At 62.3% G+C, this 25,962-nt stretch carries 19 protein-coding genes; 3 read left to right on the top strand and 16 right to left on the bottom strand.

The annotated features are described in order from the left end of the window. Positions 1 to 14 precede the first annotated feature (14 nt). The gene (locus tag F455_RS0105855) at positions 15 to 650 is read right to left on the bottom strand and encodes a YjfI family protein (protein ID WP_018972344.1); all 636 of its coding nucleotides are present in this window, start codon (positions 648 to 650) and stop codon (positions 15 to 17) included. Between the two features lie 277 nt (positions 651 to 927). On the opposite strand from F455_RS0105855, the gene F455_RS0105850 reads away from it, so the two are divergent. Then, positions 928 to 2,289 carry a GH1 family beta-glucosidase gene (locus F455_RS0105850; protein WP_018972343.1) on the top strand — a complete coding sequence of 454 codons (1,362 nt, stop codon included), beginning with the start codon at positions 928 to 930 and terminating at the stop codon, positions 2,287 to 2,289. Between the two features lie 7 nt (positions 2,290 to 2,296). Here F455_RS0105850 and F455_RS0105845 read toward each other — a convergent pair whose 3' ends face one another. The 8 genes from F455_RS0105845 to F455_RS0105810 form a co-directional block, all read right to left on the bottom strand. After that, positions 2,297 to 3,424 carry an alpha/beta hydrolase family protein gene (locus tag F455_RS0105845; RefSeq protein ID WP_026293117.1) on the bottom strand — a complete coding sequence of 376 codons (1,128 nt, stop codon included), beginning with the start codon at positions 3,422 to 3,424 and terminating at the stop codon, positions 2,297 to 2,299. Further along, the gene (locus F455_RS19915) at positions 3,421 to 4,554 is read right to left on the bottom strand and encodes an alpha/beta hydrolase family protein (RefSeq protein WP_018972341.1); all 1,134 of its coding nucleotides are present in this window, start codon (positions 4,552 to 4,554) and stop codon (positions 3,421 to 3,423) included. Before F455_RS19915 ends, F455_RS0105845 begins: the two co-directional genes overlap by 4 nt. Continuing rightward, positions 4,551 to 5,372, bottom strand: coding sequence for a carbohydrate ABC transporter permease (locus tag F455_RS0105835; protein WP_018972340.1), 822 nt, complete (start codon positions 5,370 to 5,372; stop codon positions 4,551 to 4,553). Before F455_RS0105835 ends, F455_RS19915 begins: the two co-directional genes overlap by 4 nt. Beyond that, positions 5,369 to 6,250 carry a carbohydrate ABC transporter permease gene (locus F455_RS0105830; RefSeq protein WP_018972339.1) on the bottom strand — a complete coding sequence of 294 codons (882 nt, stop codon included), beginning with the start codon at positions 6,248 to 6,250 and terminating at the stop codon, positions 5,369 to 5,371. The genes F455_RS0105835 and F455_RS0105830 overlap by 4 nt, the downstream gene beginning before the upstream one ends. Next, positions 6,247 to 7,533 carry a sugar ABC transporter substrate-binding protein gene (locus tag F455_RS0105825; protein ID WP_245539941.1) on the bottom strand — a complete coding sequence of 429 codons (1,287 nt, stop codon included), beginning with the start codon at positions 7,531 to 7,533 and terminating at the stop codon, positions 6,247 to 6,249. The genes F455_RS0105830 and F455_RS0105825 overlap by 4 nt, the downstream gene beginning before the upstream one ends. A gap of 43 nt (positions 7,534 to 7,576) precedes the next feature. Next, positions 7,577 to 9,112, bottom strand: a complete 1,536-nt coding sequence (locus F455_RS0105820; RefSeq protein WP_018972337.1) for a glucoamylase family protein — start codon at positions 9,110 to 9,112, stop codon at positions 7,577 to 7,579. A gap of 124 nt (positions 9,113 to 9,236) precedes the next feature. Further along, positions 9,237 to 10,751, bottom strand: coding sequence for a tryptophan halogenase family protein (locus F455_RS0105815; protein WP_018972336.1), 1,515 nt, complete (start codon positions 10,749 to 10,751; stop codon positions 9,237 to 9,239). Between the two features lie 123 nt (positions 10,752 to 10,874). After that, on the bottom strand, positions 10,875 to 11,711 hold the full coding sequence (locus F455_RS0105810) for a phytanoyl-CoA dioxygenase family protein (protein ID WP_018972335.1): 837 nt from the start codon (positions 11,709 to 11,711) through the stop codon (positions 10,875 to 10,877). A gap of 150 nt (positions 11,712 to 11,861) precedes the next feature. On the opposite strand from F455_RS0105810, the gene F455_RS0105805 reads away from it, so the two are divergent. Next, on the top strand, positions 11,862 to 14,120 hold the full coding sequence (locus F455_RS0105805) for a glucoamylase family protein (protein WP_211212286.1): 2,259 nt from the start codon (positions 11,862 to 11,864) through the stop codon (positions 14,118 to 14,120). Positions 14,121 to 14,156: 36 nt separating this feature from the next. Here the strand turns inward: F455_RS0105805 and F455_RS0105800 are convergent, their stop codons facing one another. The 7 genes from F455_RS0105800 to gpmI form a co-directional block, all read right to left on the bottom strand. Continuing rightward, positions 14,157 to 15,680, bottom strand: coding sequence for a tryptophan halogenase family protein (locus tag F455_RS0105800; RefSeq protein ID WP_018972333.1), 1,524 nt, complete (start codon positions 15,678 to 15,680; stop codon positions 14,157 to 14,159). 56 nt (positions 15,681 to 15,736) lie between these two features. Then, positions 15,737 to 16,420 carry a TIGR02466 family protein gene (locus tag F455_RS0105795; protein WP_245539940.1) on the bottom strand — a complete coding sequence of 228 codons (684 nt, stop codon included), beginning with the start codon at positions 16,418 to 16,420 and terminating at the stop codon, positions 15,737 to 15,739. 95 nt (positions 16,421 to 16,515) lie between these two features. Beyond that, on the bottom strand, positions 16,516 to 19,584 hold the full coding sequence (locus F455_RS0105790) for a TonB-dependent receptor (protein WP_018972331.1): 3,069 nt from the start codon (positions 19,582 to 19,584) through the stop codon (positions 16,516 to 16,518). 83 nt (positions 19,585 to 19,667) lie between these two features. Next, entirely contained in the window at positions 19,668 to 20,699 is a 1,032-nt protein-coding gene (locus F455_RS0105785; protein WP_018972330.1) for a LacI family DNA-binding transcriptional regulator, read from the bottom strand. Between the two features lie 215 nt (positions 20,700 to 20,914). Beyond that, positions 20,915 to 22,249: a S41 family peptidase gene (locus F455_RS0105780; RefSeq protein WP_018972329.1), complete on the bottom strand. Its 1,335-nt coding sequence runs from the start codon at positions 22,247 to 22,249 to the stop codon at positions 20,915 to 20,917. 94 nt (positions 22,250 to 22,343) lie between these two features. Then, entirely contained in the window at positions 22,344 to 23,489 is a 1,146-nt protein-coding gene (locus tag F455_RS19910) for a murein hydrolase activator EnvC family protein (RefSeq protein ID WP_018972328.1), read from the bottom strand. 50 nt (positions 23,490 to 23,539) lie between these two features. Next, positions 23,540 to 25,057: a 2,3-bisphosphoglycerate-independent phosphoglycerate mutase gene (gpmI, locus tag F455_RS0105770; protein WP_018972327.1), complete on the bottom strand. Its 1,518-nt coding sequence runs from the start codon at positions 25,055 to 25,057 to the stop codon at positions 23,540 to 23,542. Between the two features lie 169 nt (positions 25,058 to 25,226). Here gpmI and F455_RS0105765 point away from each other — a divergent pair, with 169 nt between their 5' ends. Beyond that, positions 25,227 to 25,886: a DUF4097 family beta strand repeat-containing protein gene (locus F455_RS0105765; protein ID WP_018972326.1), complete on the top strand. Its 660-nt coding sequence runs from the start codon at positions 25,227 to 25,229 to the stop codon at positions 25,884 to 25,886. The last annotated feature ends 76 nt before the right edge of the window (positions 25,887 to 25,962 follow it).

Genomic DNA, 25,962 nt, shown 5'->3' with positions numbered 1-25,962 from the left:
GGATTCTCCTTCGGTCAGGCGCGGTGAATATAACCCTGCAGCGCATGTGCGGCCTGCAGCGTATTGTCGGCAAGCGTGATGACTTCCTCGACGATATTCGCGATCGGTGAGCGCGTCGACAATTCGCCGAACACGGTGTAGACATCTTCGCCGTCGAGCGTCTGCAGGCCGATGTTCGACAGCGGATTGATCGGATTCAGGCGCAGGCAGGCATCGTTGAATGCACCGCGGTCGTGCACTTGCGAGCCCAGGCACAGCGGCGTCGATACGAACAGTTGCTGGCCCGAGGCGGCGAGATGGATGTCGAGATCACCATGCTCGGGCAGCGAGATCGCAATCGTCGGTTCGGCGCCGGCTTCCAGGCGCAGGCGCAACGGCAGGCGTTCGCGCGCGACGTGGGTTTCGAGCGCATCGAACAGGGTTTGGGTGGTCCACGGGTGAGTCATGGCGGCGTAATCCTTGATGGTTACGAGTGGCTGGGAAAGCGTGGCTTCGCGCAGGGAGAGTTCAAGCTGCATCAACACGGGAACGTGTTCGGCGCGGATGTAGACCTGGCGCGCGACCAAGCCCTTGGCCTTCATGCGCTCGCGGAAGGCCTGCTGGCGCCGGGATACGGCGGAACGCGACTTGCTGGCGGATTTGTCTGGCATCGAAAGTTACAAGTAACGTTACACGTAACGTCGCCGGTTGTCAACTGTTCAGTTGTTGACCACTTTGGATCAGACGCAAAAAAGGGCCATTCGGAATCACCCGAACACCGACGCCCGACACAAGATCCAGGCGATCGAATCCGTCGCAGTGTCTTGCGGCCGGCATTGACGACATCGCCTGCCTGGCTGCGCGAAATGGCGAGGTGGATTCCTACACATCCCTCGGCGCGTGCGCTATCCTCGCTGTAATCGTTTTCACACCGCGCAGACGCAGGGAATGTCCGGAACATCGCAACGCGTGCAGTTTCCCGCGGATTTTCTCTGGGGCGCGGCGACGAGTGCATACCAAATCGAGGGCTCTCCGCTCGCCGACGGCGCCGGACCGAGCATCTGGCAGCGCTTCACGCGCACGCCGGGCATGATGGCGAACGGCGACACAGGCGACGTCGCCTGCGACCACTACCGACGCTGGAAGGACGACGTCGCGCTGATGAAGCACCTGGGCCTCAAGGCCTATCGTTTCAGCATCGCCTGGGCACGCGTGCTGCCCGAGGGGCGCGGCCGGGTCAACGACAGGGGGCTGGATTTCTACAGCCGCCTCGTCGACGAACTGCTGCGCAACGACATCATGCCGTTGCCGACCCTGTTCCATTGGGATCTGCCCGCCATGCTCGACGATCGTGGCGGTTGGCTCAATCCCGACGTCGCGAGCTGGTTCGCCGACTACGCCAACATCATGTACGCCAAACTCGACGACCGCGTGCAGCAATGGGCAACGTTGAACGAGCCTTGGGTCGTCACCGACGGCGGCTACCTGCACGGCGCGCTCGCACCGGGCCATCGCAGCAAGTACGAAGCGCCGATCGCGAGCCACAATCTCCTGCGCGCGCACGGCACGGCCGTGCAGGCCTATCGCGCAAACGGCAAACACCGCATCGGCATCGTCGTCAACATCGAGCCGAAGTATGCGGCATCGCAGAGCGCGGAAGATCTCGCCGCGGTGAAGCGCGCCGACGCCTACATGAACCGGCAATACCTCGACCCGGTTTTTCTCGGGGCTTATCCCGACGAACTGCAGGACATCTTCGACGACGCGTGGCCGTCGTGGCCCGCCGCCGACCTCGCGCTGATCAAACAGCCGATCGACTGGCTCGGGGTCAACTACTACACGCGCAACGTCACCCGCTTCGATGCGAACAACTATCCGTTGCGAGTCGCGTCGGTCAAGCAGGACGCGACCTACACCGAGACTGGATGGGAAGTGTTCGCGCAAGGCCTCACCGACACGCTGACCTGGATCAAGCAGCGCTACGGCAACCCGCCCGTTTACGTCACCGAAAACGGCGCGGCGTTCTACGACCCGCCTCAGGCCGACGATGGCGTGATCGACGATCCGCTGCGCGTGAACTATTTCAGGAAACATCTGGCCGCGGTATCGGACGCGATCGGGCAGGGCTGCGACGTGCGTGGCTACATGGCCTGGTCGCTGCTCGACAACCTCGAATGGTCGCTGGGTTTCTCCAAACGCTTCGGCATCGTGCACGTGGACTTTGCCACGCAGCAGCGCACGATCAAGGCCAGCGGCAAGCTCTACGCGAACGTGATCGCAAGCAACGGCGATGTGTTGAACCACGCCTGATGCCGGATCACGGCAGCCTGCCCGACAGCGGCCGCTTGCCCGTGTCGACCCAGTCGACGAGTTCGCCGAACGCGCGCGCGATTTCATCGGGCTCGAATACGCAGTGGCCTTCGCGATTGATGTATTGCTGCACGAAGTTTTTGCCGTGGCCGGCACGTTCCGCGGTCAGCGCGTATTCGAAGGCACCCGCCGCGGGCACGAGCGGATCGCCGGTATCGTGCAATGCGAGCAAGGGTCTGAACAGCTTGCCGCTTGGCGTGTACCAGCGTGCGACGTACGCGGCCGCCGGCGCATCGGCGCGATAGCGCTTGACGCCGTCGTTGAGCGCGAAGTCGTCGCCCGACCCCGAGTAGATCAGATCGGCGTTGCCGAACGGATTGCCGTGAGTGCGTCGTTGCAACTCACCGAGGATCTGGGTGACGAACGCGAGTATGTCCGGAAAACTTTTCTCCGATGCCGCGCCATACAGGCGCAGCAGGGCGTCGCGCGCGGCAGGCTTGGCTGCGAGCGCATCGGCGATGCGCTTCTTCATGTCGGCATAGTCCGGCAGCGGGTCCGGTACCGGCACGAGCGGCCCGAGCAGGTCGGGAAAGTAATAGTCGAATGCGGCGCGCATCGCGAACGCCTTGTCGAGAATGCGGTTCGACGGCTCGATCGCGCCGCACAGCGCCAGCGCGCCGCTGTAGGTCTCCGGTCGCGTTTCGATCGTGAACGCGGTCAGCGCGCCGCCCATAGACTCGCCCATCACCCAGGTGCGCGCAGGTTTGCCGTAGGTCGCGACGAATTCGCGGCGCAGGGCTTCCGTCTCTGCGTAGGCCTGCTCGATCGCCCAGCCGCCGCGCGAATAGCCGGACTGAATCAGTGCATAACCCTTGGCAAGGAGTCCGTCGAGCGCTGGCCAGATACGCTTGCCCTTGGCATATGCGGCGGGTTCATGCCGGTAGCCATGGTAGTAGACGATCAATTCGTGGTTCCAATTGGCAGGAATGTCGATGCGATACGCCGCGCCGTCGCGCGTACCCGTCATGTTGACCGGCAACACGGCTGCCTTGCGCGCCATGTCGACGCAGCCTGCCGCCTGCGAAGCGAGGCATGCCACGACGACGACGATGCGCAAAATTCCACTTTTTCTCATCGTGTCGTCTCTTTTGCTTGCATGCGAGGATGGTCCGGTACGGCGCCCGGTGCAGGCCGCTTGCCTGCATCGACCCAGTCGACGAGTTGATCGAATGCGCGTGCGACCTCATCCGGCGTGAACACGCAATGGCCTTCGCGGGCGACGTATTGCTGGACGAAATTGTCGGCATGGCCGGCGCGCTGCACGGTCAATGCATAGGTAAATGCGCCGGCGGCGGGCACGAGCGGATCGCCGATGTCGTGCACGGCGAGCAATGGGCGCGTGAGCTTGCCGCTCGGCGTGTACCAGCGCGCCAGCCACGCCGCCGCCTGCGCATCCGCGCGATAGCGGCGCACGCCGGCGTTGAGCGCGGCATCGTCACCCGAGTTCACGTAGATCAGGTCGGCATTGCCGAGCGGGTTGCCACCGGCGCGACGCTGCAGATCGCGGAAGTCGGTCAGCGTATCGGCGACCACGTCGGGCAGCGACTTCGCATCTGCCGTACCGTACCAGCGCAACAGCGCCTGCACCGCCGCGGGTTTCGAAGCGAGCGCGGCGGTGATCTTCGCGACCATCCGCTTGTCGGCGACATAGTCCGCCGGCACCGGCACGAACGCCGGCAGCACGCCGGGGAAGTAATAGTCGAACGCCGCGGCGAGCGCGAAATCGCGCTGAAACAAGGCATCGCTCGGTTCGAGCACGCCGCACAGCGAGAGTGCGCCGGCATAGATGTCGGCGTGCCGCTCGATCGTCATCGCCACGAGCGCGCCGCCCATCGACATGCCCATGACGAGAAACTGGTCCGGCTTGCCTTGGCTCGCGGCGAAATGCCCGCGCAGGCGCTCGGTGTCCTTCTCGGCCTCCTCCAGTGCCCAGCCGCCCGCCGAATAGCCGGATTGGATCACCGCGTACTTGCGCTGCAGGATGTGGCGGAACATCGGCGAGAGCGGCTCGCCCGCCGTATACAGCAACGGAGTTTCCGAAGTGCCGTGAAAAAACACGACTACGCGTCGATTCCAGTCGGGCGGAACATCGATGCGATACGCCGCGCCGGCAAGCGTGCCGATTTCGGTTGCCGGCTTGGTTTCGGCATGCGCGTATGAAGCAAGTGCCGTCAACGCCAGCAGCACCCCGCGGAAAAACTTCATCCCTTCACGCTCCCAAGTAACAGTCCTTGCAGATACTGGCGCTGCAACAAAAGGAACAGCAGCAGCACGGGCAGGATCGTCACGACCGAACCGGCCATCATCAGTTCGTTGTCCTGCACGTGCTCGCGCGAAAGGCCGGCGAGCGCGACCGGCGCGGTCTGCCAGGCCTGATCGCTGAGCACAATCAGCGGCCACATGAAATCGTTCCAGCTCGCGAGGAACGTCAGCACGGCGAGCGTCACGCTCATCGGCTTGAGCAGCGGCAGCACGATGCGCAGGAAGATCGTCCATTCGCCGGCACCGTCGATGCGCGCGGCCTCGATCAGCTCGTCGGGAATCGAGCGCACGTACTGGCGCACGAGATAGATGCCGAGCGCGGTCGCGAGCGCAGGCACGATCACGCCGCCATAGCTGTTGACCAGATGCAGCCACTTCATCAGCAGGAACAGCGGCATCATCGCCACCTGTAGCGGCACGAGCAGTGCGGCGAGCACGAGCTGGAACAGCCGCTCGCGGCCGGCGAAGCGCAGCTTGGCGAAGGCGTAGCCCGCACTGAGATTGAACGCAAGCGAGGCGAGCGTGATCGTGCCCGCGACCAGGAAGCTGTTGAGCAGGTAGCGGCCCATGCCGGCGCGCAAAAACAATTCGCGATAGTTGGCGAGTGTCGCATGCGCCGGCAGCAGCGGCGGCGGCGCGTGGCTCGCCTCGCCCGGCTGCATGAACGACGCCGACAGCATCCACGCGAGTGGCAACAGAGTGACCACGCTGCCGGTGACCAGCAGGCCGTTGACGATCCATTTCGTCATGCGCGAATTCATGCGCGCTCGTCCTTCGCACGCGCGAAGCGCAACAGCACGCGCGTGATGACGAGGATCAACGCAAACAAGAGGAAGGCGATCGCGCAGGCGCGACCGAGGTTCCACCATTTGAAGCCTTCCTCGTACATCAGGTACAGCACGCTCACGGTCGACTGCAGCGGATCGCCGCGCGTCATCACATAAGGCTCGGCGAACAATTGGAAGTAGCCGGCGATCGTGATGACCGCGACGAGCAGGAGCACGGGGCGCAGGCCCGGCAGGGTGATGTGCCAGAAGCGCCGCCAGGCCGAGGCGCCGTCGATGCGCGCGGCCTCGTACAAATCCTGCGGTATCGCCTGCAGCCCGGCGAGCAGGATGATCATGTTGTAGCCGAAGTTCTTCCACACCGCGAACAGCACGAGCGCGGGCATCGCCCAGTGCGGATCGCCAAGCCAGTCGATCGGACCGATGCCGAGATGGCTGAGCGCATAGTTGATCAGCCCGTAACGCGTGTGGAACAGATAGCGCCAGATGATCGCGACCGCGACGACGGTCGTCACCACGGGCGCGAACAGCGCGGTGCGATGCAGGCCCTTGAAGCGCGCGAGCGGCGAATTGAGCAGCAAGGCCGCACCGAGCGAGAGCGCGAGAGACAGCGGCAGCGCGAGCACGACGAACCAGACCGTATTGGCCAATACCTTCCAGAACAGCGGCGTGCGCAGCACGTCGACATAGTTTGCGAGGCCAATGAAGCGCAAGTTGTCGAGATTCGCCAGCGCGTAGATGTCGAAGTCGGTGAAGCTCAGCAGCAGCGCGGCGCAGACCGGCAGGACAAGGAACACGCCGAGCACGACGAGCGCAGGTGCGACGAAGGTCCAGGCGGCGCGCTCGCTTCTCATCGCTGCCCTCCGCGCGCGAGCAGCGTGCGTCGCTTGGCCAGGATCTCCTCGTCGACCTTTGCATCGAGCGCACGCAGCGCCGCTTCCGTGGATTCGCCGCCACGCACGATGCGCTCTGCGGCGAACTGCATTTCGGTCGCGATGCGCTCCCATTCGGGCACCTTCGGCGTCGGCTTGACGAGCTCGAGTTGGGCGCGGAAGGCATGGGTGAACTCGTCAGTCTCCAGTTCGGCAAAGTCCCAGGCACTGCGCCGCGCGGGCAGGTCGCCGGTCAGCGTGTAGAAGCGCTGCTGTTGCTTCACCTGCGAAAGGAATTCGACCAGTTCCCACGCGAGCCGTTTGTTTTTCGACGCACGAAAAATCGCGAAGCTCGATCCGCCCGCCGCGCCGCCGCCCGGCCCGTTCGCCCCAGGCAGCGGTGCGGTGTTCCAACTGTCCTGCAACCGGGCGGGCAAACGCCGCTTGAACTCGCCGATATTCCATGGCCCGGTGATGTAGAACGCGAAGTAGCCCTTGCCGAATTCGTCCCAGACGTTGGCGATCTGGGTGTTGCTCATCGCCGGCGCCCAGTTCTCGCGGAACGCGTCGACATAGAAATCGAGCGCGCGGCGGAATCCGGCGCTTTCGAAATTGCCGCGCGTGCCGTCGTCGAGCAGCAAGGGTTCATTCTGCTGGATCGCGAGATTGAGCAGCGGCTCGAACTCATTGAGCGGCAGGAAGATCGCGTACTTGTCCGCGCCCTGGTTCTTCTTGATCGCCGCCATTGCACGCCGCCATTCGTCCCAATCACGCGGCGCGTGGTCGAAACCAGCCGCGGCGAGCAGGTCTTTGCGGTAGAACAAAAGGCGCGTGTCGACATACCACGACACGCCATACAGCGCACCGTTCACGACATTGGTGTCCCAGATGCCGGCGAAATAGTCGTCACGGCGCACGATGCTGGACTGGTCGACATAGGCCTGCAACGGCTCGAGTGCGCCTAGTACGGCGAACTCCGGGATCCAGGTGTTGCCGAGCTGGCAAAGGTCGGGCAGCGCATCGCCCGCGAATGCGGTCAGCAGCTTCTCGTGCATCGCCGTCAGCGGCATGTTCTGCACTTCAACGCGCACGCCCGGATGCGCGCGCTCGAACTCGGTCAGCAGCTTGCCGACCGCCTCGCCCTCGGGACCGAAAGCCCATAACTTAAGCGTCGTCTCATTCGAGGCGGGCGCACAGGCGCAGAGCGCGAACATGGTCGCCCACGCCGCGATCCGCGCCAATCCCATCATCCCACCTGACGACACGACACCTCCGGAAGGCGGCTTCGGCGCGCGCCGTGCCGCCCGCTTATTTGTCGACGGACTTACCGAGCCAACCCCCGCTGAATCCGGCGCGCTTCAGGCCCTCGCGAATATACGGATTCTTGCGCATCGTTTTCCAGACGAAGCCGCTGCGGTAGTTTTCGAGCATGAGCAGGATCGGCCCTTGATCGACGCCCAGATACAGGTTGTCGAACCAGCCCTTGTCCGGTACGACACGACCGGTGCGCACCGAACGGTCGGTGAAGGTGAAGCTCGGATTGAACGCATCGACGAAACCGTATGGCGTGTAGAGATCATCGCCATAACGCTGTTTCATTTCCGCGATGGCCGGGACCACGATCTGCGGCGTGAACGCGATCGAGGCCGCCGCCGCGGTCGGCGCGATCGTGCCGTCGTCGACCGCCGCGCGCGAAAGGCCCGCGCCGCGCTCGATGTAGCCGTAGAATGGCTTCGAATCGTTCTTGTAGCGATCGGGCTCGCCCGGCTGCGTGTGGCCGCGCGGACCGTTGCTCGCGGTCAGGCCCCAGACATTGCCGTCGTAATCCTTCCACTGCAGCGGGTTGTGGATCGCGTATTCGCGTTGTGCGAGCGCGGCGCGCTGGCTGTTGGTGAAATAGTCGATGCCCTTGCCGCGCATGTACTCGTCCTGGATGCCGCGGAAATCGACCCAAGAATGCGCCCACTGGTGCCAGAACGAGGGGCTGCCAGCGAGATAGGTCTGGCCCTGGAATTCACCCCAGATCTTGTCGTTGGGTTGCGTCCAGCGCCTCCATGTCGCCGGCCCCAGGCCGTAGGTCGGCGAGCCGAGTGCAAGGATGTACAGGCCGATCGCCTCGCTGAAGCCGCGATAATAGTTGTAGTCAAAGCCGTTCTCGGGCGTCCAGCCACCCTGTACGAGCGGATTGCCGTCGCTGAACCATTTCCAGTCGACGCGGCGGTAGATCTGGTCGGCGAGCTGGCGGATCTCCTTCTCGTCCTTCGTGTTTTTGTCGTAGTACGACTGCGCGAACAGCACGCCGTAAAGCAGCCACGCCGTATCTACCGACGACAATTCGACCCACGGCTCCGGCCCGAACCGCGCGCCGCTGTGCATGTCGAGAAAGTGGTAGAAGAACCCATGCGCGCCGCTCGCGTCCTTCTCTTCGTTCTGCTTGGCGTTGGCGAAGAAGCGCAGCGTCGCGAGCGTGCGTTTCACCGCTTCGTCGCGCTTGATCCAGCCGCGCTCATCACCGATGCCGTAGGCGGTCAGGCCGAAGCCGACCGCGGCGACCGAGGAGAAGAACGAGGGATCGTTCTCGTGCCCCGGCGCCCAGTGATCGGGCACCTGGCCGTTTTCGGGATTCGCGCTGGCGATGAAGAAATCGAACGTGCGCTTCTCCAGCTCGTCGAGCATCGCCTGCTGCTCTTTCGGCAGCGACTGGAACGTGGTGATCGGCGCGCCGCCGACCGCAGGCGCAGACGGGGCTTTCGCAAACAGAGGAGTCGACGCTCCCGCGGCGACCACGAGGAGGAAGCTGAAAACGTTTACACGCAGGCGGTGGAACGGCTTGCTCAGACTCACGAAAGGCTACTCGATTAGGGAGAAGGAAGTGACGCGACGGGCGCATCCCACGCCCTCGCGACGGGAATTGCGATGCAGCTGTGACATTGCGGCGGCGCGATTGTTCCCGCATCAGAAACCGGTCTCAAGGCCGCGGCGCCTTGCAGTAACGGTCGATGAAGGCCTGGTGCGGCGGCATCACCTCGACACAATTGGCAATCACTCTCTTCACGCCGCCGACGAGATCCTCGAGCTCCGCCTGCGGCATCTGGTCGACCATCGGATGCCAGCGCTCGGGCAGAATGCGCTGGCCGACCATCACCTCGACCCAGCTCGGCTGCGCGAACATTTCCTCGGCGTTACGATAGAAGCGGCCGGAATCACGGAACAGGCGGATGTTGTCGGTCAACTCTTTCGGCACCGACATCGTGCGGCAATAGTTCCAGAACGGCGTATCGTCGCGCTCGGTCGCGTAATAATGCAGGATGATGAAATCGCGTATGCGCTCGATCTCGAACGCCGCCTGCGCGTTGTAGCGATCGCGGATCACGTCGCTGAAGCCCTGGTCGGGAAACAGGTTGATGATGCGCGCGACCGCGGACTGGATCAGGAAAATGCTGGTCGATTCGAGCGGCTCGAGGAACCCGCTCGCGAGTCCGATCGCGACCACGTTCTTGTCCCAGCACTTCTTGCGCTGCCCCGGCGTGAAGCGCAGTACGCGCGGACTGCCGAGCGCGCATCCGTCGATCCATTTCGCCAGATTGGCTGCGGCTTCGTCGTCACCGATGTACTGGCTCGCATAGACATAGCCGTTGCCGGTGCGATGCTGCAGCGGGATGCGCCAGGTCCAGCCCGCCTCGCGCGCGGTGCAGCGCACGAACGGCGTCGGCGGACCGACGTTCTCGCACGGCATCGCCACCGCGCGATCGCACGGCAGCCAATGCAACCAATCCTCGTAGCCGGCCTTCAAGGTCTGTTCGATCAGCAGGCCGCGAAAACCCGAGCAATCGATGAAGAGATCGCCTTCGATGCGTTCGCCGTTCTCCATCACCACGGCATCGACGTAACCATCCTCCGGCCGCTGAATCACCTGCGTGACCTTGCCCTCGGTGCGACGCACGCCGCGCGCCTCGGCGTAGTTGCGCAGGAATTTCGCATAGAGGCCTGCGTCGAAGTGATAGGCGTAGGCGATATTCGCCAGCGGCGAGTGTTCTTTAACGTCGCGCGCCGAAGCCATGAACTTGCCTTTCAGCGAAGCCGCGGCGTTGAGCGAATAGTCGTCGAGGCCGCTCGCCTTGCCCTGCTTGTGTGCCTTGAGCCAATACTGATGGAACGGCAGCAGGCCGTGGTCATGGCCGATCTGGCCGAAACCATGGATGTATCGGTCACCGACGCGGGCCCAGTCGACGAATTCGATGCCGAGCTTGAACGTGCCTTGGGTCTGCTTGATGAATTCGGTCTCGTCGATTTCCAGCGTCTGGTTGTACAGCTTCAGATGCGGCACCGTCGCCTCGCCGACGCCGACCGTACCGATCTCCTCGGACTCGATCAGGCGGATCGAATAGGCGCCGGCAAACACCTTTGCGAATGCCGCGGCCGCCATCCAGCCGGCCGTGCCGCCACCGACGATGACGATGTTCTTGATGCGGTTGTCGGTCATGACCCTTCAGTGTTCCATGTTGGAAGATCCGGACAGCAAACTGGCCGCATTGTACTTGGGTAATGGCCGCGGGCTTTCACGGATGCGGGAGGGGTGCGTCGCGCCACTTCGGAAACGCCGCCGTCACGACTGGAGATCCGCGGCGCTGCGGTCCTGCTCGGGCGACAGCCATGCCGCCGCGTCGTCTGCGGAAAAGCGGCGATGCCCGCATTCGAGGATCCTCGCGTCCGGGACTTTCACGAGCGGTGTGTAGCGCGGGTGATGCGATTCCTTGTACGGATCGTTGCTCGCCGCGTTGTAGCAGCAAATCATCGACCAGCGCGGGTGTTCCGAACGGTTCTGGTCGGACCGATGCAGCATGTTTGCATGGAAGAACACGACATCGCCGGGCTCCATCTCGACGTAGACGACATCCAGGCGCTTGAGGATTTCTTCGACGCGCGCGAGATCCGCGCCGGCCTGCTCGCCGGTCAGCACGTGGTCGATGCGGCCTAGATGATGCGAGCCGCGCACGACCTGCAGACAACCGTTCTCGCGCGTGCTGCGATCGACCGCGATGAACGCGCTCGTCAGATGCGGAAACAGCACGCCGTTCTGATACCAGTAGCCGTAATCCTGATGCCACGCCCACGCGCCGCCTGTGCGCGGGTCTTTCATGACCATTTTCGAGTGGTAGTGATAGACCTCGCCTCCGAGCAGTTTCTCCGCGGCGCCGACCAGCGATTCGCTGCGCGCGATCATGCCGTAGATAGTTTCAGTCGGATGATTCCACAACGACAGGCGCACCGTGCCGCCTTCGCCGTCCGAGCGGCCGAACGCGTGCCGATCGAGCACGCGGTCTTCTTTCACGGTGCGCGCGAGCAGGCCGATTTCCTCCGCGTCGAATGCCTTGCGCAGGACCAAATAGCCGTCGCGTTCGTAACGGCGCAGGGCTTCGTCGTCGATCGCACAATGGGCCACACCAGCTCCTCGGGACACTACTCATCGGCCGCAGAAAGCCATATATTTGGCAGCCTTGTAAACGTTTACATATAGCAGGGAGTATAGCTGCGCCACGGCACGGTCGCATGCTGCAGCGCCATATCAAAACTCTTGAAGGGAGGGAGTCGAATGCATCTTCGATACCACATGATGCGCATTGCGCGTCGTCGCGCTGCATGGGCGATTCTCGCCGCCGCGTTTGCCGCGCCGGTCGCGTTCGCGCAGACGGCTTACTATCGCCACGTCGTATTCGACAACAGCGCGCAGCTCAAGCTGTATTGGCACAGCGGAGCGGTCTCGACGATGCCTTCAATGCTCGAAAACATCGACTACAGGCTGCCGGTCGAGTCGAAAATTTTCCGCACCCCGCCCAATGCTCTGCGTGTGGCGTGGGAGTCCAAGCCGAACGGCTCGTGGGACGCAGAAATCCACGTCGCAAACTTCCCGAACCGCTATCCGGAACTCTCCGGTAGACAATTATACTTTTGGATCTATTCGCCCGAGCCGATCGCCGCGGCCGATCTGCCGAACCTGATGCTTTCGGACGCGCGCGATAGCCTGCAGGTCGCCACGTTTCCGGGCAGCTTCACCGAAACCGTTGCGCTGGCGAAATATATCGGCGCAGACCTGCCGGCGAACCGCTGGACGCAGGTGCGCATTCCAATGCTCGAGCTCAAGTCGGCATCGGTGTATTCGTTCCATCCCGAGCGCCTGCAAAACGTGATCTTGATGCAGGGCCGCGCGGACGGGAAAAGGCACGTTCTGATCGTCGACGATGTACGCGTCGACGACGATGCGCAGCTCGCTGCTGCGCCCGTGCTCGCTGCGCCCGAAAACGTCGAGGCAAAGGGTTACGATCGGCACGTCGTGCTGACCTGGCAGGCGCAGGAACCCGAGGGCTTCGACCATTTCGTGATCTATCGTGCGCTCGACGGCGAAACGTTCGAGCCGATCGGAATTCAACTTCCCGGCACTCACCGTTATTCCGATTTCATCGGCCGCGCGAACGCAAAGGCGAAATACAAAATCGCCAGCGCCGATGCGGCGAATCGCGTTTCGGCGCCGTCCGCCGTCGTCAGCGCGGCCACGCGCGAAATGAACGACGACGAGTTGCTCACGATGCTGCAGGAAGCCGCGTTCCATTATTACTGGGAAGCCGCGGCGCCGAATTCAGGCATGGCGTTCGAGAACCTACCGGGCGACGACCGCATCGTCGCTATGGGCGCGAGCGGCTTCGGAGTCATGGCCGTGCTGGTCGGCGTCGAGCGGCATTTCATCACCCGCGATCAGGGCCGCGAGCGGCTGGAAAAGATCGTGAGCTTCCTTGAGAAAGCGCCGAAATATCACGGCGCATGGTCGCACTACATGAACGATGCCACGGGCGAAACGATGCCGCTGTTCGGCATGCTCGACAACGGCGGCGACATCATCGAAACCTCGTTCATGATTCAGGGGCTGTTGACTGCGCGGCAATATTTCAACGGCACGGATGCGCGCGAGCAGGCGCTGCATCAGCGCATTAGCAAACTGTGGGAAGGCGTCGAGTGGAACTGGTATCGCGACAAGCCGGACAGCGCATTTTTGTACTGGCACTGGTCGCCGCAGTGGAGCTACCAGATCCATCATCCGCTGATCGGCTTCAACGAGTCGTTGATCGCCTATCTGCTCGCAATCGGCTCGCCGACGCATTCGGTGCCGGCGTCGATGTACTACTCCGGGTGGGCGAGCCAGAGCGCGCGTGCGCTGGAATACCGTGCGGGATGGTCGGGCAGTCCCGATGGCAATCACTACAAGAACGAAAAGACGTACTACGACATCAAGCTCGACGTCGGCGTCGGCAGCGGCGGCCCGCTATTCTTCACGCACTATTCGTTCCTGGGCTTCGATCCGCATCTCATACAGGACAAGTATACAAATTCGTATTTCGACAATAATCGCAATATCGCGCTGATCAATCGCGCGTGGTGCATGGACAATCCGAAGCATTATCAAGGCTATGGCGCGGACGCCTGGGGCCTGACCGCGAGCTTCGGCCCGAACGGTTACACGACGCCGGCGCCCGACAAGGCCAACGACGAGGGCACGATCACGCTGACGGGCGCGCTCGCTTCGTTCCCGTACACACCGGAAGCGTCGATGGCGGCGTTCAAACACTATTACCGCGATCTTGGCGCCGAGTTGTGGGGCATCTATGGCCCGCGCGACAATTACAACCCGACGCTGCATTGGGTCTCGTCGCACTACATGGGACTCAACCAGGCGCCGATCGTGGTGATGGTCGAGAACTACCGCAGCGGCCTGCTGTGGAAGACGTTCATGTCGAATCCCGAAGCGACGGCAGCGCTGAAGAAGCTCGACGAGGCCACGCGCGCGGAATCGCAGAAGTGAGCAAAATGAAACGCGCCCGCACCTGAGCGCAGTGCTTTACATCGCGATCGGCGGCGCCTTGCACCATTTGTCGATGAACGCTTGATGCGATGGCATGACATCGACGCAACTTCTGATGACCTGTTCCACCTTGCCGACGAATTCGTACAAATCCTGGTCGCTCATGCGATCCACGATGGGATGATATTTTCTCGGCACGATGCGCTGGCCGACCATCACCTGCACCCAGCTCAACTGGCCGAACAGTTCGTCGGCGTTGCGATAGTAGCGACCGGTGTCGCGGAACAGGCGGATGGTATTGGCGAGCGGTTCGGGCAGGCTCATCGTGCGGCAGTAATCCCAGAACGGCGTGTCGCTGCGTTCGGTCGCGCAGAAGTGCAGGATGATGAAGTCGCGGATGCGCTCGATCTCGAAGGCCGCCTGCGCGTTGTAGCGATCGATCGTCGATTGATCGAACTCGCGATCGGGAAACAGGCTAAGCAAGCGATTGATTGCGGACTGGATCAGATAAATGCTGGTGGACTCCAGTGGTTCGAGGAATCCGCTCGCCAATCCGATTGCAACCACGTTTTTGTCCCACACTTTGTTGCGACGACCGGGCGTGAAGCGCAACACGCGCGGGTTGCCGAGCGCACGCCCGTCGAGCCAGCCGAGCAAATTATTCGCCGCCTCGTCGTCGCTGATGTATTTGTTCGAATAGACGTAGCCGTTGCCGGTGCGATGCTGCAGTGGAATGCGCCAGGTCCATCCGGCCTCGCGCGCGGTGCAACGCACGAACGGCGTCGGCGGACCGACGTTCTCGCACGGCGCGGCGACGGCGCTGTTGCACGGCAGCCAGTGCGACCAGTCCTCGTAACCGGCCTTCAGGGTCTGCTCGATCAAGAGGCCGCGGAAGCCCGAGCAGTCGATGAACAGATCGCCGCTGATCTTCTCGCCATTTTCCATCACGACCGCGTCGATGAAGCCATCGTCCGGTCGTTGAATCACCTGCTTGACCTTGCCTTCGGTACGGCGCACGCCGAGATTTTCTGCATAGCGACGCAGATAGCGCGCGTACAACCCGGCATCGAAGTGATAAGCGTAAGCGATGTCCGCGAGCGGCGACGAGGCCGGCACATCGCTCGCCGAGGTCATGAACTTGCCAAGCGGCCCCGCCATCGTGTGCAAGGTATAGGCGCCGATATCCTTGGCACGGCCCGCCTGTCGCGCCTTGATCCAATACTGGTGAAACGGCTGGCCGCCAAAATCGGCACCGATCGTCGTGCCGAAGCCGTGCATATAGCGATCGCCAATGCGACCCCAATCGACGAACTCGATACCGAGCTTGAACGTGCCCTGCACTTGCCGCATGAACTCGGCTTCGTTGATTTCCAGCATCCGGTTGAAATGGCCGAGCGCCGGTACCGTGGCTTCACCCACGCCGACCGTGCCTATTTCCTCGGATTCGACCAGACGAATCGATACCGCGCGCCCAAATACCTTGGCCATCGCCGCGGCAGCCATCCAGCCGGCGGTGCCGCCGCCGACGATGACAATATATTTGATGGATTTTTCAACCACGCAGTTTTCCTTCTCCAGATTCCCGGATCTGTTCAGCGCAGTGCGCGGTTTGACTATCAGCCACTGACGTTGAAAGCGATGGTAATGCGCGGCGTGTCGCTTTCGTGCGCTTCCACGTAGTGCTCAAGCCAACAGGGAAAGATCACCAGTAACCCCGGCTCAGGGACAAGTTGGATGTCGTTGTGGCCATTGGGCACCATACCCTTGAGCAAGCCATGCACGACGCCGGGCCGCGGTTCGCGCAACACGAAACTGCCCGAACCGGGAGGAACCTGTATGTAGATGCTGCCCGAAAGCAAAGAGCCTTCATGTACGTGCGACACATTGAAGCCGCCGCGGTCGTGCAGATTGATCCAGCTTTGCAATCGAAATACGGTATTGCCGATGCCCATGTCCTGCAAAGCCGCCGTGCAACCAGCGCGCACCGCCGAATTCAGGTCGGCAAACTCCGGACGCTCAAGCACGAACATTTCCGTGCTGTTCCAGCCGCGGCGGTTGGTACGCCCGCCTGTTTCGGGGTGCGCCGCGCGCATGGCGCAGATCAATTCGGCCCACTTAGGCAACTGGCTATAGAAAGGGACCAGCCGCGACTGCCAGATGCGTGTCGCAAACAGATCGTAGCGGGCGAGTGGCGGAACCCAGCCTTTGGCTTGTGGAAATGTGCTGCTCAAGTTCCGCTTCTTTTGCTGCGCAATCAAGATCAATAATGGATTCTCGCTTGACTCGCTTTGCTGTTCCAAAGCGTTTCGCGGAGTCTGCCGATTCAGGCCGTTCTTAGGAAGAGCCGTCCCTGGCTCAGGAATTCCTTAAGTAACAACGCAAATGCCCTTTTCGTTTAGAACGTATAACGCATCGTGAAACGGAATGTACGCGGCACGCTGTAGATATTTCCGTGTGGGTCGAAGCCAACTCGCAGACTACTACCCGAACCGAGCCAAATGGGATCCGACAAGTTCTTGTAGTTGAGCAGATTGATTGCATCCAGACGCAACTGCAAACCCATGCCGTGAGTCAGGTCAAAGGTCTTGGATGCTGCGAGATCGAATTCGCGATACGTGTAGATATCCCCACCGAACAGGAATTTCTTACCAGAAGGTACGGCCGTCGTTGGATAGCATGGGCCGCCGTAGCCGTTCGCATTGCCGTCACCGCAGGTAATTTCCGTAAATGGCCGTCCTGCCTCAAGCACCAGTTTGCCGGTCAGTGTTATATCCCACGGAATATCGTAGGAGCCGACAGCAACCAAACGATGTTTGGCCACCTGGTCGGAATCCGTGAACGGATAGTCTTTGATGCTCGGTAAATCGAAAGCATAGCCGTCGGTGACGAGGCGGTTCTGCTTCGCGTCGGTATAGGTATACGAGATATTCGCATACCAACCGCTTTCCTTGGTGTAGGGCTTCTCAACCGACACCAGCAGTTGCGTGGTTTTAGATTCCACACCGTTGTCGAAAATCACGAAATTGCTGTTGAAGCCTGGCGGGCCTGAGGTACCCCACTGGTTGCCGCCGACGGTGTTGTAGAAGGCGCCATTGGCATAACGATTGCCGAGCTGCCCGATGATGCCGTCATAGCTCAGGATTCGCGCAAGCCCGATGCTGGTATTCCAGTCGCCGATCTTGTTGCGCATGCCGAGGCTGAACTGATCCGAATACGGCGCCTTCAAATTGTTGTTCAACATGTTAATTTCGCCACCGATATTCGCCGCGGCGTACAAATTATTCACGTTCAGATACTTCGGATCCCACGGCACGCAGGTGTTGGTGACCGGTGAAGTCGGTCCGCAATTGCCGATTGCTTGCGGATTCTGGAAAGCCAATGTCGGCTCGGCGAGCGAAAACTTGCTGTTCTCCAGCGACAAGGTATTGAACAACTGACGGTCGTAAGCGCGCCCGATGCCACCGAAAATGACGTGCTGTTCGTCGGCATCGAGGTCATAGGAGAAACCGAGACGCGGCTGCCATTCGTTCTTGAACGCCTTGCGATTGTGGCCGTTGCTGAGGTAGTTGTTGATATTGACGCCGCCGAGCGCATAGGCCTGCGCAAGTGTTTCGCCCGGGGTGGGCTGTGGATTTCCATTGTTATTCGTCGGATACGGCGCGTTGAACGCTGCGACCACGCTGGCGGGTGTCACCCAGTCCTGATAAGTCGGCGAGGACTCGTAATCCGTACGCAGGCCGAGGTTCAGGGTGAGATGCTCGTTGACAGCCCAATCGTCCTGGATATACGCGCCGATTTGTTTGTCTTTTGAAGTGACCTGCGGACTCAGTCCGGCCACCGGATTGGCAAAAACGACTTGGTAAGGGGTTGCCGAAGTCCCGCTGTCGGTGACCGCATAATAGTATTCCGGGTTTCCGGCGGTCGCGTCGGCATTGGTCAGCTTGACGTCCTTGTATTTGAATCCGACCTTGATGACGTGATCACCGTAAAAATTGAAGCTGTTGAAGGTCAAGTCATCTTGTATGGCGGTGCCTTTCTGTTCGGAATTAAAATAGCTCCGCGGATCTTGCCCATTGATTGTTATCAAGTTCTGATTGTTGCTGCCAGTACCCTGCCACGTGTATACCTCAGCATAGGCGCCTTGCGAAGGCGCCGTCGGCAGCGATTTGGCATCTTCGTAGCTAATGGTCAATTCATTCGTCCAGGCATCGGCAGAATGCTGCCAGCGCACACTCGAACGCGTGACGTCGTTCTTGTAATGAAACGCAGCCGACGCAGCAACTTGTTCTGTAGCGCCTACAGTTTGCGTTTCTCGGCGAAGGCTTCCATCGAGATCGATGCGATCACGATCTGAGAGCTCCCAATCGATCTTGCCGAAATACAGATTTTCATGGAACGGTTGCGACGCCGGGCCGTATTGCGCCGCCACGCTGGCCGGCAACAAAGCGGTCGTGTTTACAGGCGCACCATTGGCGGCAATCGCCGGCGGAACGACCGCTGTGGGCTGCGAGATGTCCTTTCCTTCGTAAGTGAAGAAAAAATGCAACGCGTCCGTGATGATGGGGCCGCCCACCGCAAAACCGTATTCATTGTCGCTGGACGGCGTTTTTTTGCCCGCCACTTGTTCGGCGGGTGTCGTCGAGCGCAAGCTTTCGTTGGTCGTGGTGCCGAAAACTTCACCATGAAATTCATTGGTGCCCGACTTGGTTTGCGCAACGATGGCGGCGCTCGAAATCTGGTCGTATTCGGCCTTGTAGTTGGACGTGATGACCTTGTATTCGCCGATCGCGAGCTGCGGGAACGGGTTGCCCAAGTCGCCGCTTTGGCCTTGTGGCCCGGCTTGGCCGACGATGCCGCCACGTTGAATGTAGTTCTTCTGCCCGATGCCGTCGATATAGACGTTGGTGGCGCTGTTGTTCTGCCCGCCGCTCTGGATCGAGGTTTTACCGTTCTGGCTGATGAACACCATGCCCGGGACGGTGTCGGCGAACTCAAGGAAGTTGCGCGAAACTTGCGGGATGGTTTCGATCTGGTGCAGAGATATCGTGTTGCCGACTTCGGAGGTCTTCACTTCGGCAAGCGCGATGCCCGTCACCGTGATGCCTTCCAACGTCGCGGCCCCTGCTGAACTCGCAGTCGCTGCTGGCGCGGTGAAATCCAAGGTTGCGGTGGACGCCACGCTCAATGTGATCGTCTTCTCCGTACCAGGCCCTGCGTCAACCTGATAGGTACCGGGTGGCAAAGCGACAAGTGCATAGCCTCCGTCGGCGCCGCTCATCGTGACACGGCGCGCGCCTGTGGCGATGTTTTTCGCCGTGATCTGCATGTTCGGCGCAGCCTTGCCACGCAGATTTGCATCGGACGTTTGCGCCCAACTCAGCGCCGGCATCGCCACGGTGGCGACTACGGCGGTACGAATCAGCGAGGCAAGAATTTTCTTCTTAAAGGGCAGCGGCTTTCTCATGTTCTCCTCCCAAGGGAAACGTTGTTGTACGTGGATTTTGTGGTTCGTTTTTTGTGGTCCGCTCGTTAACTCCGGGCGCGCGCTCAGGCGCGCTTCGCTGTTGTCCTCCCGCTAGTCTTGCCGCCACTGCTCGCGCGCACGACAACCTCGCAGGCAAGCATCGGCGCTGCGCCGTGAAGCGCACGGCCGGGTTTTTCGATAGCCGTGGCGAGGCGCTCGAGCGCGCTGCGTCCGAGGTCGGCGATGCGCACGTGCACTGTGGTCAGCGACGGAGTGACATAACGTGCGATAGGGATGTCGTCGAAACCGGCCAGCGCGACGTCGTCGGGCACGCGCAGGCCGCTCTCTGCGAACGCGCGCAGGCAACCGACCGCCATCATGTCGTTCGCAGCGAAGACCGCGCGAGGCCTGTCGGCACTCTTCGCGAATGCGCGACCTGCACGGTAACCGGACTCCTCGCCGAAATCGCCGGTCGCCACCTTCACCGCCGCCTTCGGCGCGAATGCAGCCATCGCCTCGCGGTAGCCGCGCTCGCGTTGCTGGGCGTCGAAGTTGTCCTCTGGGCCGCCGATGAAGGCGACGCTGGCATGACCTGCGTCGAGCAGGTGCCGCGTCATCGCGTAGGCGCCACCGTAGTTGTCGATATTGAGCACGTCGTGCTGGGCTCCTTTGAGTGCGCTGTTGAGCAGCACTGCAGGAACGGCCTCGGGCAGATTAGCGCGCAGGAAGGCGGCATCGACGTGCGGCGACAGGATCAGCATGCCATCGACACGGCCCTGCATTGCACGCAGCGCCGCAGCGGCCTCGTTAGTATCGCCATGCGAGGAGGAAACGAGCAGATGCAATCCTTTCGACCGCGCAGCAAGGTCGATGCCGCGGATCAGCTCGGAGAAGAATTCGCCGTACAGATCGGGCAGCAGTGCACCGACGGTTTGGGTGCGCTTGGTGATCAGGCTACGCGCCGCGCTGTGCGGCACATAGCGCAGGCGCGCGGCGATGCTGGCGATGCGCTGGCGCGTCTCATCGGTGACCGCGGGAGAACCGTTGAGGGCGCGCGACACCGACGCCACGGAAACCCGTGCCTCGCGTGCGACATCCCGTATGGTTACCGCCATGCCTTCACGCCCTCCCGCGCAATGCATACGCCCGCGATGCGACACGCATGCTTGCGGTTTTAATGAACGTTTACACCGTCTCTTCGGCGGAATGTAAACGTTTTCATCGGAGTTTGCAAAAGCGCTGCAACAAAGGGACAACGGGCAAGGAAGGGGATTTGCCCGGACGAAACATTTTTGTCCGGCCAGCCGATGCCCCGGTGGCAAATGGCGCCCTAGCCCTTCTTTTCGGCGGCGGCCGGTGCCGGCTTGCGCTGCAGCGCCAGGCCCTTGAGCACGTTCATCGCTTCGCTGAGCGCGTAGTCCTCGGTGTTGCCGCGTTGACTGAGCGGCTTTTCCGCGGCGCCGTCCCGTTCGCTATCGCCCTTCAAGTGATTCGGCAGATCGCGCTCGCCGGTGATATAGCTCGGCGGCGTGTCGCGCGCGACGAGCTTGAGATCGCCGAGTTCGATGTCGGGCTGGATGCCCGCGGCCTGGATCGAGACGCCGCTCGGCGTGTAGTAACGCGCGGTCGTGAGCTTGATCGCATGCGTCTCGTCGAGCGGCAGCACGGTCTGCACCGAGCCCTTGCCGAAAGTGCGCCGGCCCATGATCAGGGCGCGGTGGTTGTCCTTGAGCGCGCCGGCGACGATCTCGGCAGCCGAAGCGGTGCCGTTGTCGGCAAGCACGACGATCGGCGCACCGTCGATCAGGTCGCCGCGCGTCGCGTTGAAGGCGAGATCGGACTGCTTGAGCCGTCCTTTCGTGGTGACGATGAGGCCCGAGTCGAGGAAGTCATCGCTCACTTCGACGGCCGAAGTGAGCAGACCACCCGGGTTGCTGCGCAGGTCGAGGACCAGGCCTTTGACCGGCTGGCTCTTGTCGCGCAGCTTGGCCAGCTTGCGCTTGACCTCGCCACCGGTGTCCTCCTGGAACTGGGCGATGCGCAAATAGACGTAGCCCGGCTCGATCCAGCGCGTGCGTACGCTGGCCACGCGGATCGGCTCACGCGTGAGCTTGATGTCGACCGGCGCGCTCGCGCCCTCGTGGACGACACCGAGCGTGACTTGGGTTCCAGCCTTGCCGCGCAGCAGGTTCGAGGCTTCGCTGGCGTTTTCGCTCGTGATCGGCTTGCCGTCGATGCGCACGATCGTGTCGCCGGCCTTGATACCACCGCGCTCTGCCGGCGAATCGTCGATCGGCGCGACCACGCGCAACACGCCTTCGACCGTAAGCACTTCGATGCCGAGGCCGTTGTAGCTGCCGGTAGTGTCCTCGGACAGTTCGGTCATCGCCTTCTCGTCGAGGTATTCGCTGTGCGGATCGAGATTGGCGAGAAGACCCTTGACCGCCGACTGCAGCAAGGTCTTATCGTCGACTGGCTCGACGTAAGCCTGTTTGACCAGGGCAAACACCGCGGCGAATTGGCGCACGTCGTTGATGTCGACCGTGGTCTTCTTCGTCGCTTCGTTGGCCGGCGCAGGCGGCGCATCGGGTTTGACCTCATCGGCGCGGGCGAGGGAGATGCCTGCGGCGGCGGCAAGAGCGAGGGCAAACAGTTTGTTCGGCATGGGAGTGAACCTCGTGGAAATCGTCATTCCTGCAAGAGTCGGAATGACGGCAAAAACGTAACTCTTTCAATCAATGGGACTGGGCAACCCGCAATCAAGGCTTGAACCACGCGCGCGGATCGACCGGCTTGCCCTGCGCGCGCAGTTCAAAGTATGCGCCCGGCATCTTCTGTCCGCCCGTGCTGCCGCTGGTCGCGACGGTTTCGTTCGCATTGACCCAGTCGCCGACATCCTTGAGCAGGGTCTCGTTGTAGCCATACAAGCTCAGATAGCCGTCGCCATGATCGACGATCAGGAGCAGGCCGAAGCCGCGCATCCAGTCGGCGAACACGACACGTCCATGCGACACCGCGTGCACTTCCGCGCCTTCCGCAGCGGCGATCACGATACCGCTGCTGACGCGCTCGCCGGCGCGCGCGCCAAATCCCGCTACCAGCCTGCCGCGCACCGGCCAATTCAATCGACCACGCAGCGAAGCGAACGGTTCCGCGCCGGCGAGTTGTTTGGGAATGTCGGCAAACACATCGCGCAGTTTGGCGAGCAGGTCGCCGAGATCTTTCTCATCCTGGCCGAGCACCGCGAGGCGCGCCTGGTCGTCCTTGAGCTGCCTGTCGAAATCAGCCAGCACCTGCGCGCGCTGCACGCGCTCGGCATCGAGTTGCCTGGCTTCATCGGCACGCTGCGTGCGCGTCGTGGCGAGTTGCGCGGTCTCGTCTTCGATCGCCTTGTGCACCTGGGCAAGCGCGTCGAGATCCTTGAGCAGCGCCTCGATCTGCGCGACGCGCGCGCGCTCGAAGTAGTGGAAATACTCGAGCATGCGGCCGATCCTGGCCACGTCCTCCTGCGCGAGCAGCAGCTTCAATTCTTCGCCGCGACCGACCACGTAGGCGGAACGCAGCAATGCCGCCAGCGTATCGCGCTGCGCGCCGAGCTTGACGTTGAGCGCATCGCGCCGCGCTTCCAGCTCGGCCAGCTTGTCCTGCTGCCCGGCAAGCTTCTGCTCTATCGCATGCAGTTCTTTCGCTGTGGAAGCAACCTTGAGATCCTGCTCGCGCAGCGCAGCAACGGCCGCATCCTTCTGCGCATTGGTTTCTTTTTGCGCATCGATGATTTTCCTGATCTCGACGCGAACCGAATCGAGTTTCTGCTTGGTTTGCGCTTCCTGCGCGATGCGCTGGCTCTCATCGCCACCCTGGGCGCGGACTTGGCTCGCGTCGAGCAGGCTGGCAATCGCCAGCATCACCGCTGCCGATGCCCGAGGCGGCCAAACGCGGAACGGGAAAAACCAATTCAAGCGAAGCGGACCAGCGAATGGCCTGTCATCTCCGCCGGTTGCGCCAAACCCATCAACGCCAGCGCGGTCGGCGCGAGGTCGCGCAGCGCGCCGTGCTCGAGCGTCGCCTTGCGACCGACGTAGACCAGCGGCACCGGCCCGACCGTGTGCTGGGTGTGCGGCACCCCGTTCGCGTCGAGCATCTGTTCAAAGTTGCCGTGGTCGGCGCTGATCAGCATCTCGCCGCCGGCGTCGAGGATCGCCGCAAGGATCTTGGCGAGCGCGGCATCGACGGCCTCGGCGGCCTGGATCGCGGCGTCGAGCTTGCCGGTGTGACCGACCATGTCGGCGTTGGCGATATTGCAGACGATAAAGTCGTATTGCTTGCCGCGGACTGCCGCGGCGAGCTTGTCGGCGACTTCGGGCACACTCATTTCCGGCTGCAGATCGTAGGTCGCGACCTTCGGACTCGGCACGAGGATACGGTCCTCGTGCACGTACGGTTCCTCGCGCCCGCCGGAGAAGAAGAAGGTGACGTGCGCGTATTTTTCGGTCTCGGCGATGCGCAGCTGGCTCAATCCCTTCGCGGCGAGATATTCGCCGAGCGAGTTCGACAAAGACTGTGGTGGATAGGCGATCGCGGTAACGGCGAGATCCGCGCTGTACTCGGTCAGCGTGACGAACGCCGCAAGTCTCGGCCGGAGTGCGTCGAAACCCGTGAACTTCGAATCGACGAAGGCCTGGGTCAACTGGCGCGCGCGGTCGGAGCGGAAATTCATGTAGATCACCGCGTCGCCGTCGGCGGCTTTCGCGCCTGCGCCGATCACGGTCGGCTTGACGAATTCGTCGGTCTCGCCGCGAGCGTAGGCAGCCTCGAGCGCCGCAAGTGCATCGCTCGCATGGAATTCCGACTGTGCATCGACGATCGCATCCCAGGCCAGCTTGACGCGCTCCCAGCGCTTGTCGCGGTCCATCGCGTAGTAGCGGCCGCTGACCGTGGCGATACGCGCGTTGCCGAGCGCGGCGCACTTCGCCTGCAGCTTTTCCAGCGAGGCGCGCGCGCTTTGCGGCGGCGTGTCGCGGCCGTCGAGGAAGGCGTGCACGGCGACCTGCGCAACGCCCTGGCGCTTGGCCAGGTCGAGCATGGCGAAGATGTGCTCTTCTTGGCTGTGCACCCCACCGGGCGAGAGCAGGCCGAACACGTGCAGGGTCGATTCCTTCGCCGCAGCGCAGGCGCCGACCAGGGCGGGATTGGTGTAGAAGCTGCCGTCCTCGATCGCCGCGTCGATGCGGGTCAGGTCCTGATAGACGACACGCCCCGCACCGATGTTCATGTGGCCGACTTCGGAATTGCCCATCTGCCCGTCGGGCAGGCCGACGAAGCGACCGTGCGTCTCCACCAGCGTATGCGGATACGTCGCGAGCAAGTGGCGCCAGGTCGGCAGGTTGGCTTGGGCGAGCGCGTTGTTGGCGGGGTCGTCGCGATGGCCCCAGCCATCGAGGATTAACAGCAGTACGGGCTTCGGAGCGGGCACGGAAAACCTTTTTCTGACATGGGCTGTAACAACGGAGAATGGTAACGGAAATCCCTCAACTCTCGTCATTCCCGCCTTCGCAGGATCGACGCAAACCCTAATTCAACCTTTTCCGCCGCCGCCGCATCAGAAAACTGGCAGACTGATTCCAACCATCCGGGAGATTTCCATGATCCGCATCAAGCTCGCCCTACTGCTTGCACTCGGCCTCGTCGCTCCGGCCTTCGCCGATGACCAGGGTGACGTCGACAAGGTCAACGGGGCCATTTCGATTGACGACGGCGCCAGCGGCGGCAAGCTGAGCACGGTCAACGGCGGTATCCGCATCGGCGCGAACGCGCACGTGAAGAGCGCGGAGACGGTCAATGGCGGGGTCCATGTCGGCGCGGGCGCGACGCTGGATTCGGTCGAGTCGGTCAACGGCGGCATCAAGCTCGGCGCCAACGCCAAGGTCGGCAGAACGGTCAACGTCGTCAACGGCTCGATCACGCTCGAACAGGGCGCCGACATCGCCGGCAAGGCATCGAACGTCAACGGCGGCATCCAGCTCGATGCCGCGCACGTCGGCGGCGGCATCGACACGGTCAACGGCGACATCACGATCGGCGCCAATTCGCGCGTCGAAGGCGGCATCCTGGTCGAGGAGAACCACAGCTGGTTCGCCTCCAACTCGCGCAAGCCGCGCATCGTCATCGGTCCGCATGCGGTCGTACAGGGCACGCTGAAGTTCAAGCGCGAGGTCGAGCTCTGGGTCAGCGACAGCGCGACGATCGGCGCGGTCGACGGCGCGAGCGCGCAGAAGTTCAGCGGCGACCGGCCGCCGCAGTAGTCTTTGCCTCCCTTCTCCCGGAGTGGGAAGGGAAACGGAGCAAGGCGCTTGCCGCACCTGCAAGCGCTAACGCAAA

Origin of the sequence: Rudaea cellulosilytica DSM 22992, from assembly GCF_000378125.1 — a bacterium.
Classification (GTDB): domain Bacteria; phylum Pseudomonadota; class Gammaproteobacteria; order Xanthomonadales; family Rhodanobacteraceae; genus Rudaea; species Rudaea cellulosilytica.
The sequence above is the reverse complement of the archived record's forward strand: the minus strand, read 5'-3'. Positions and strand labels throughout refer to the sequence as shown.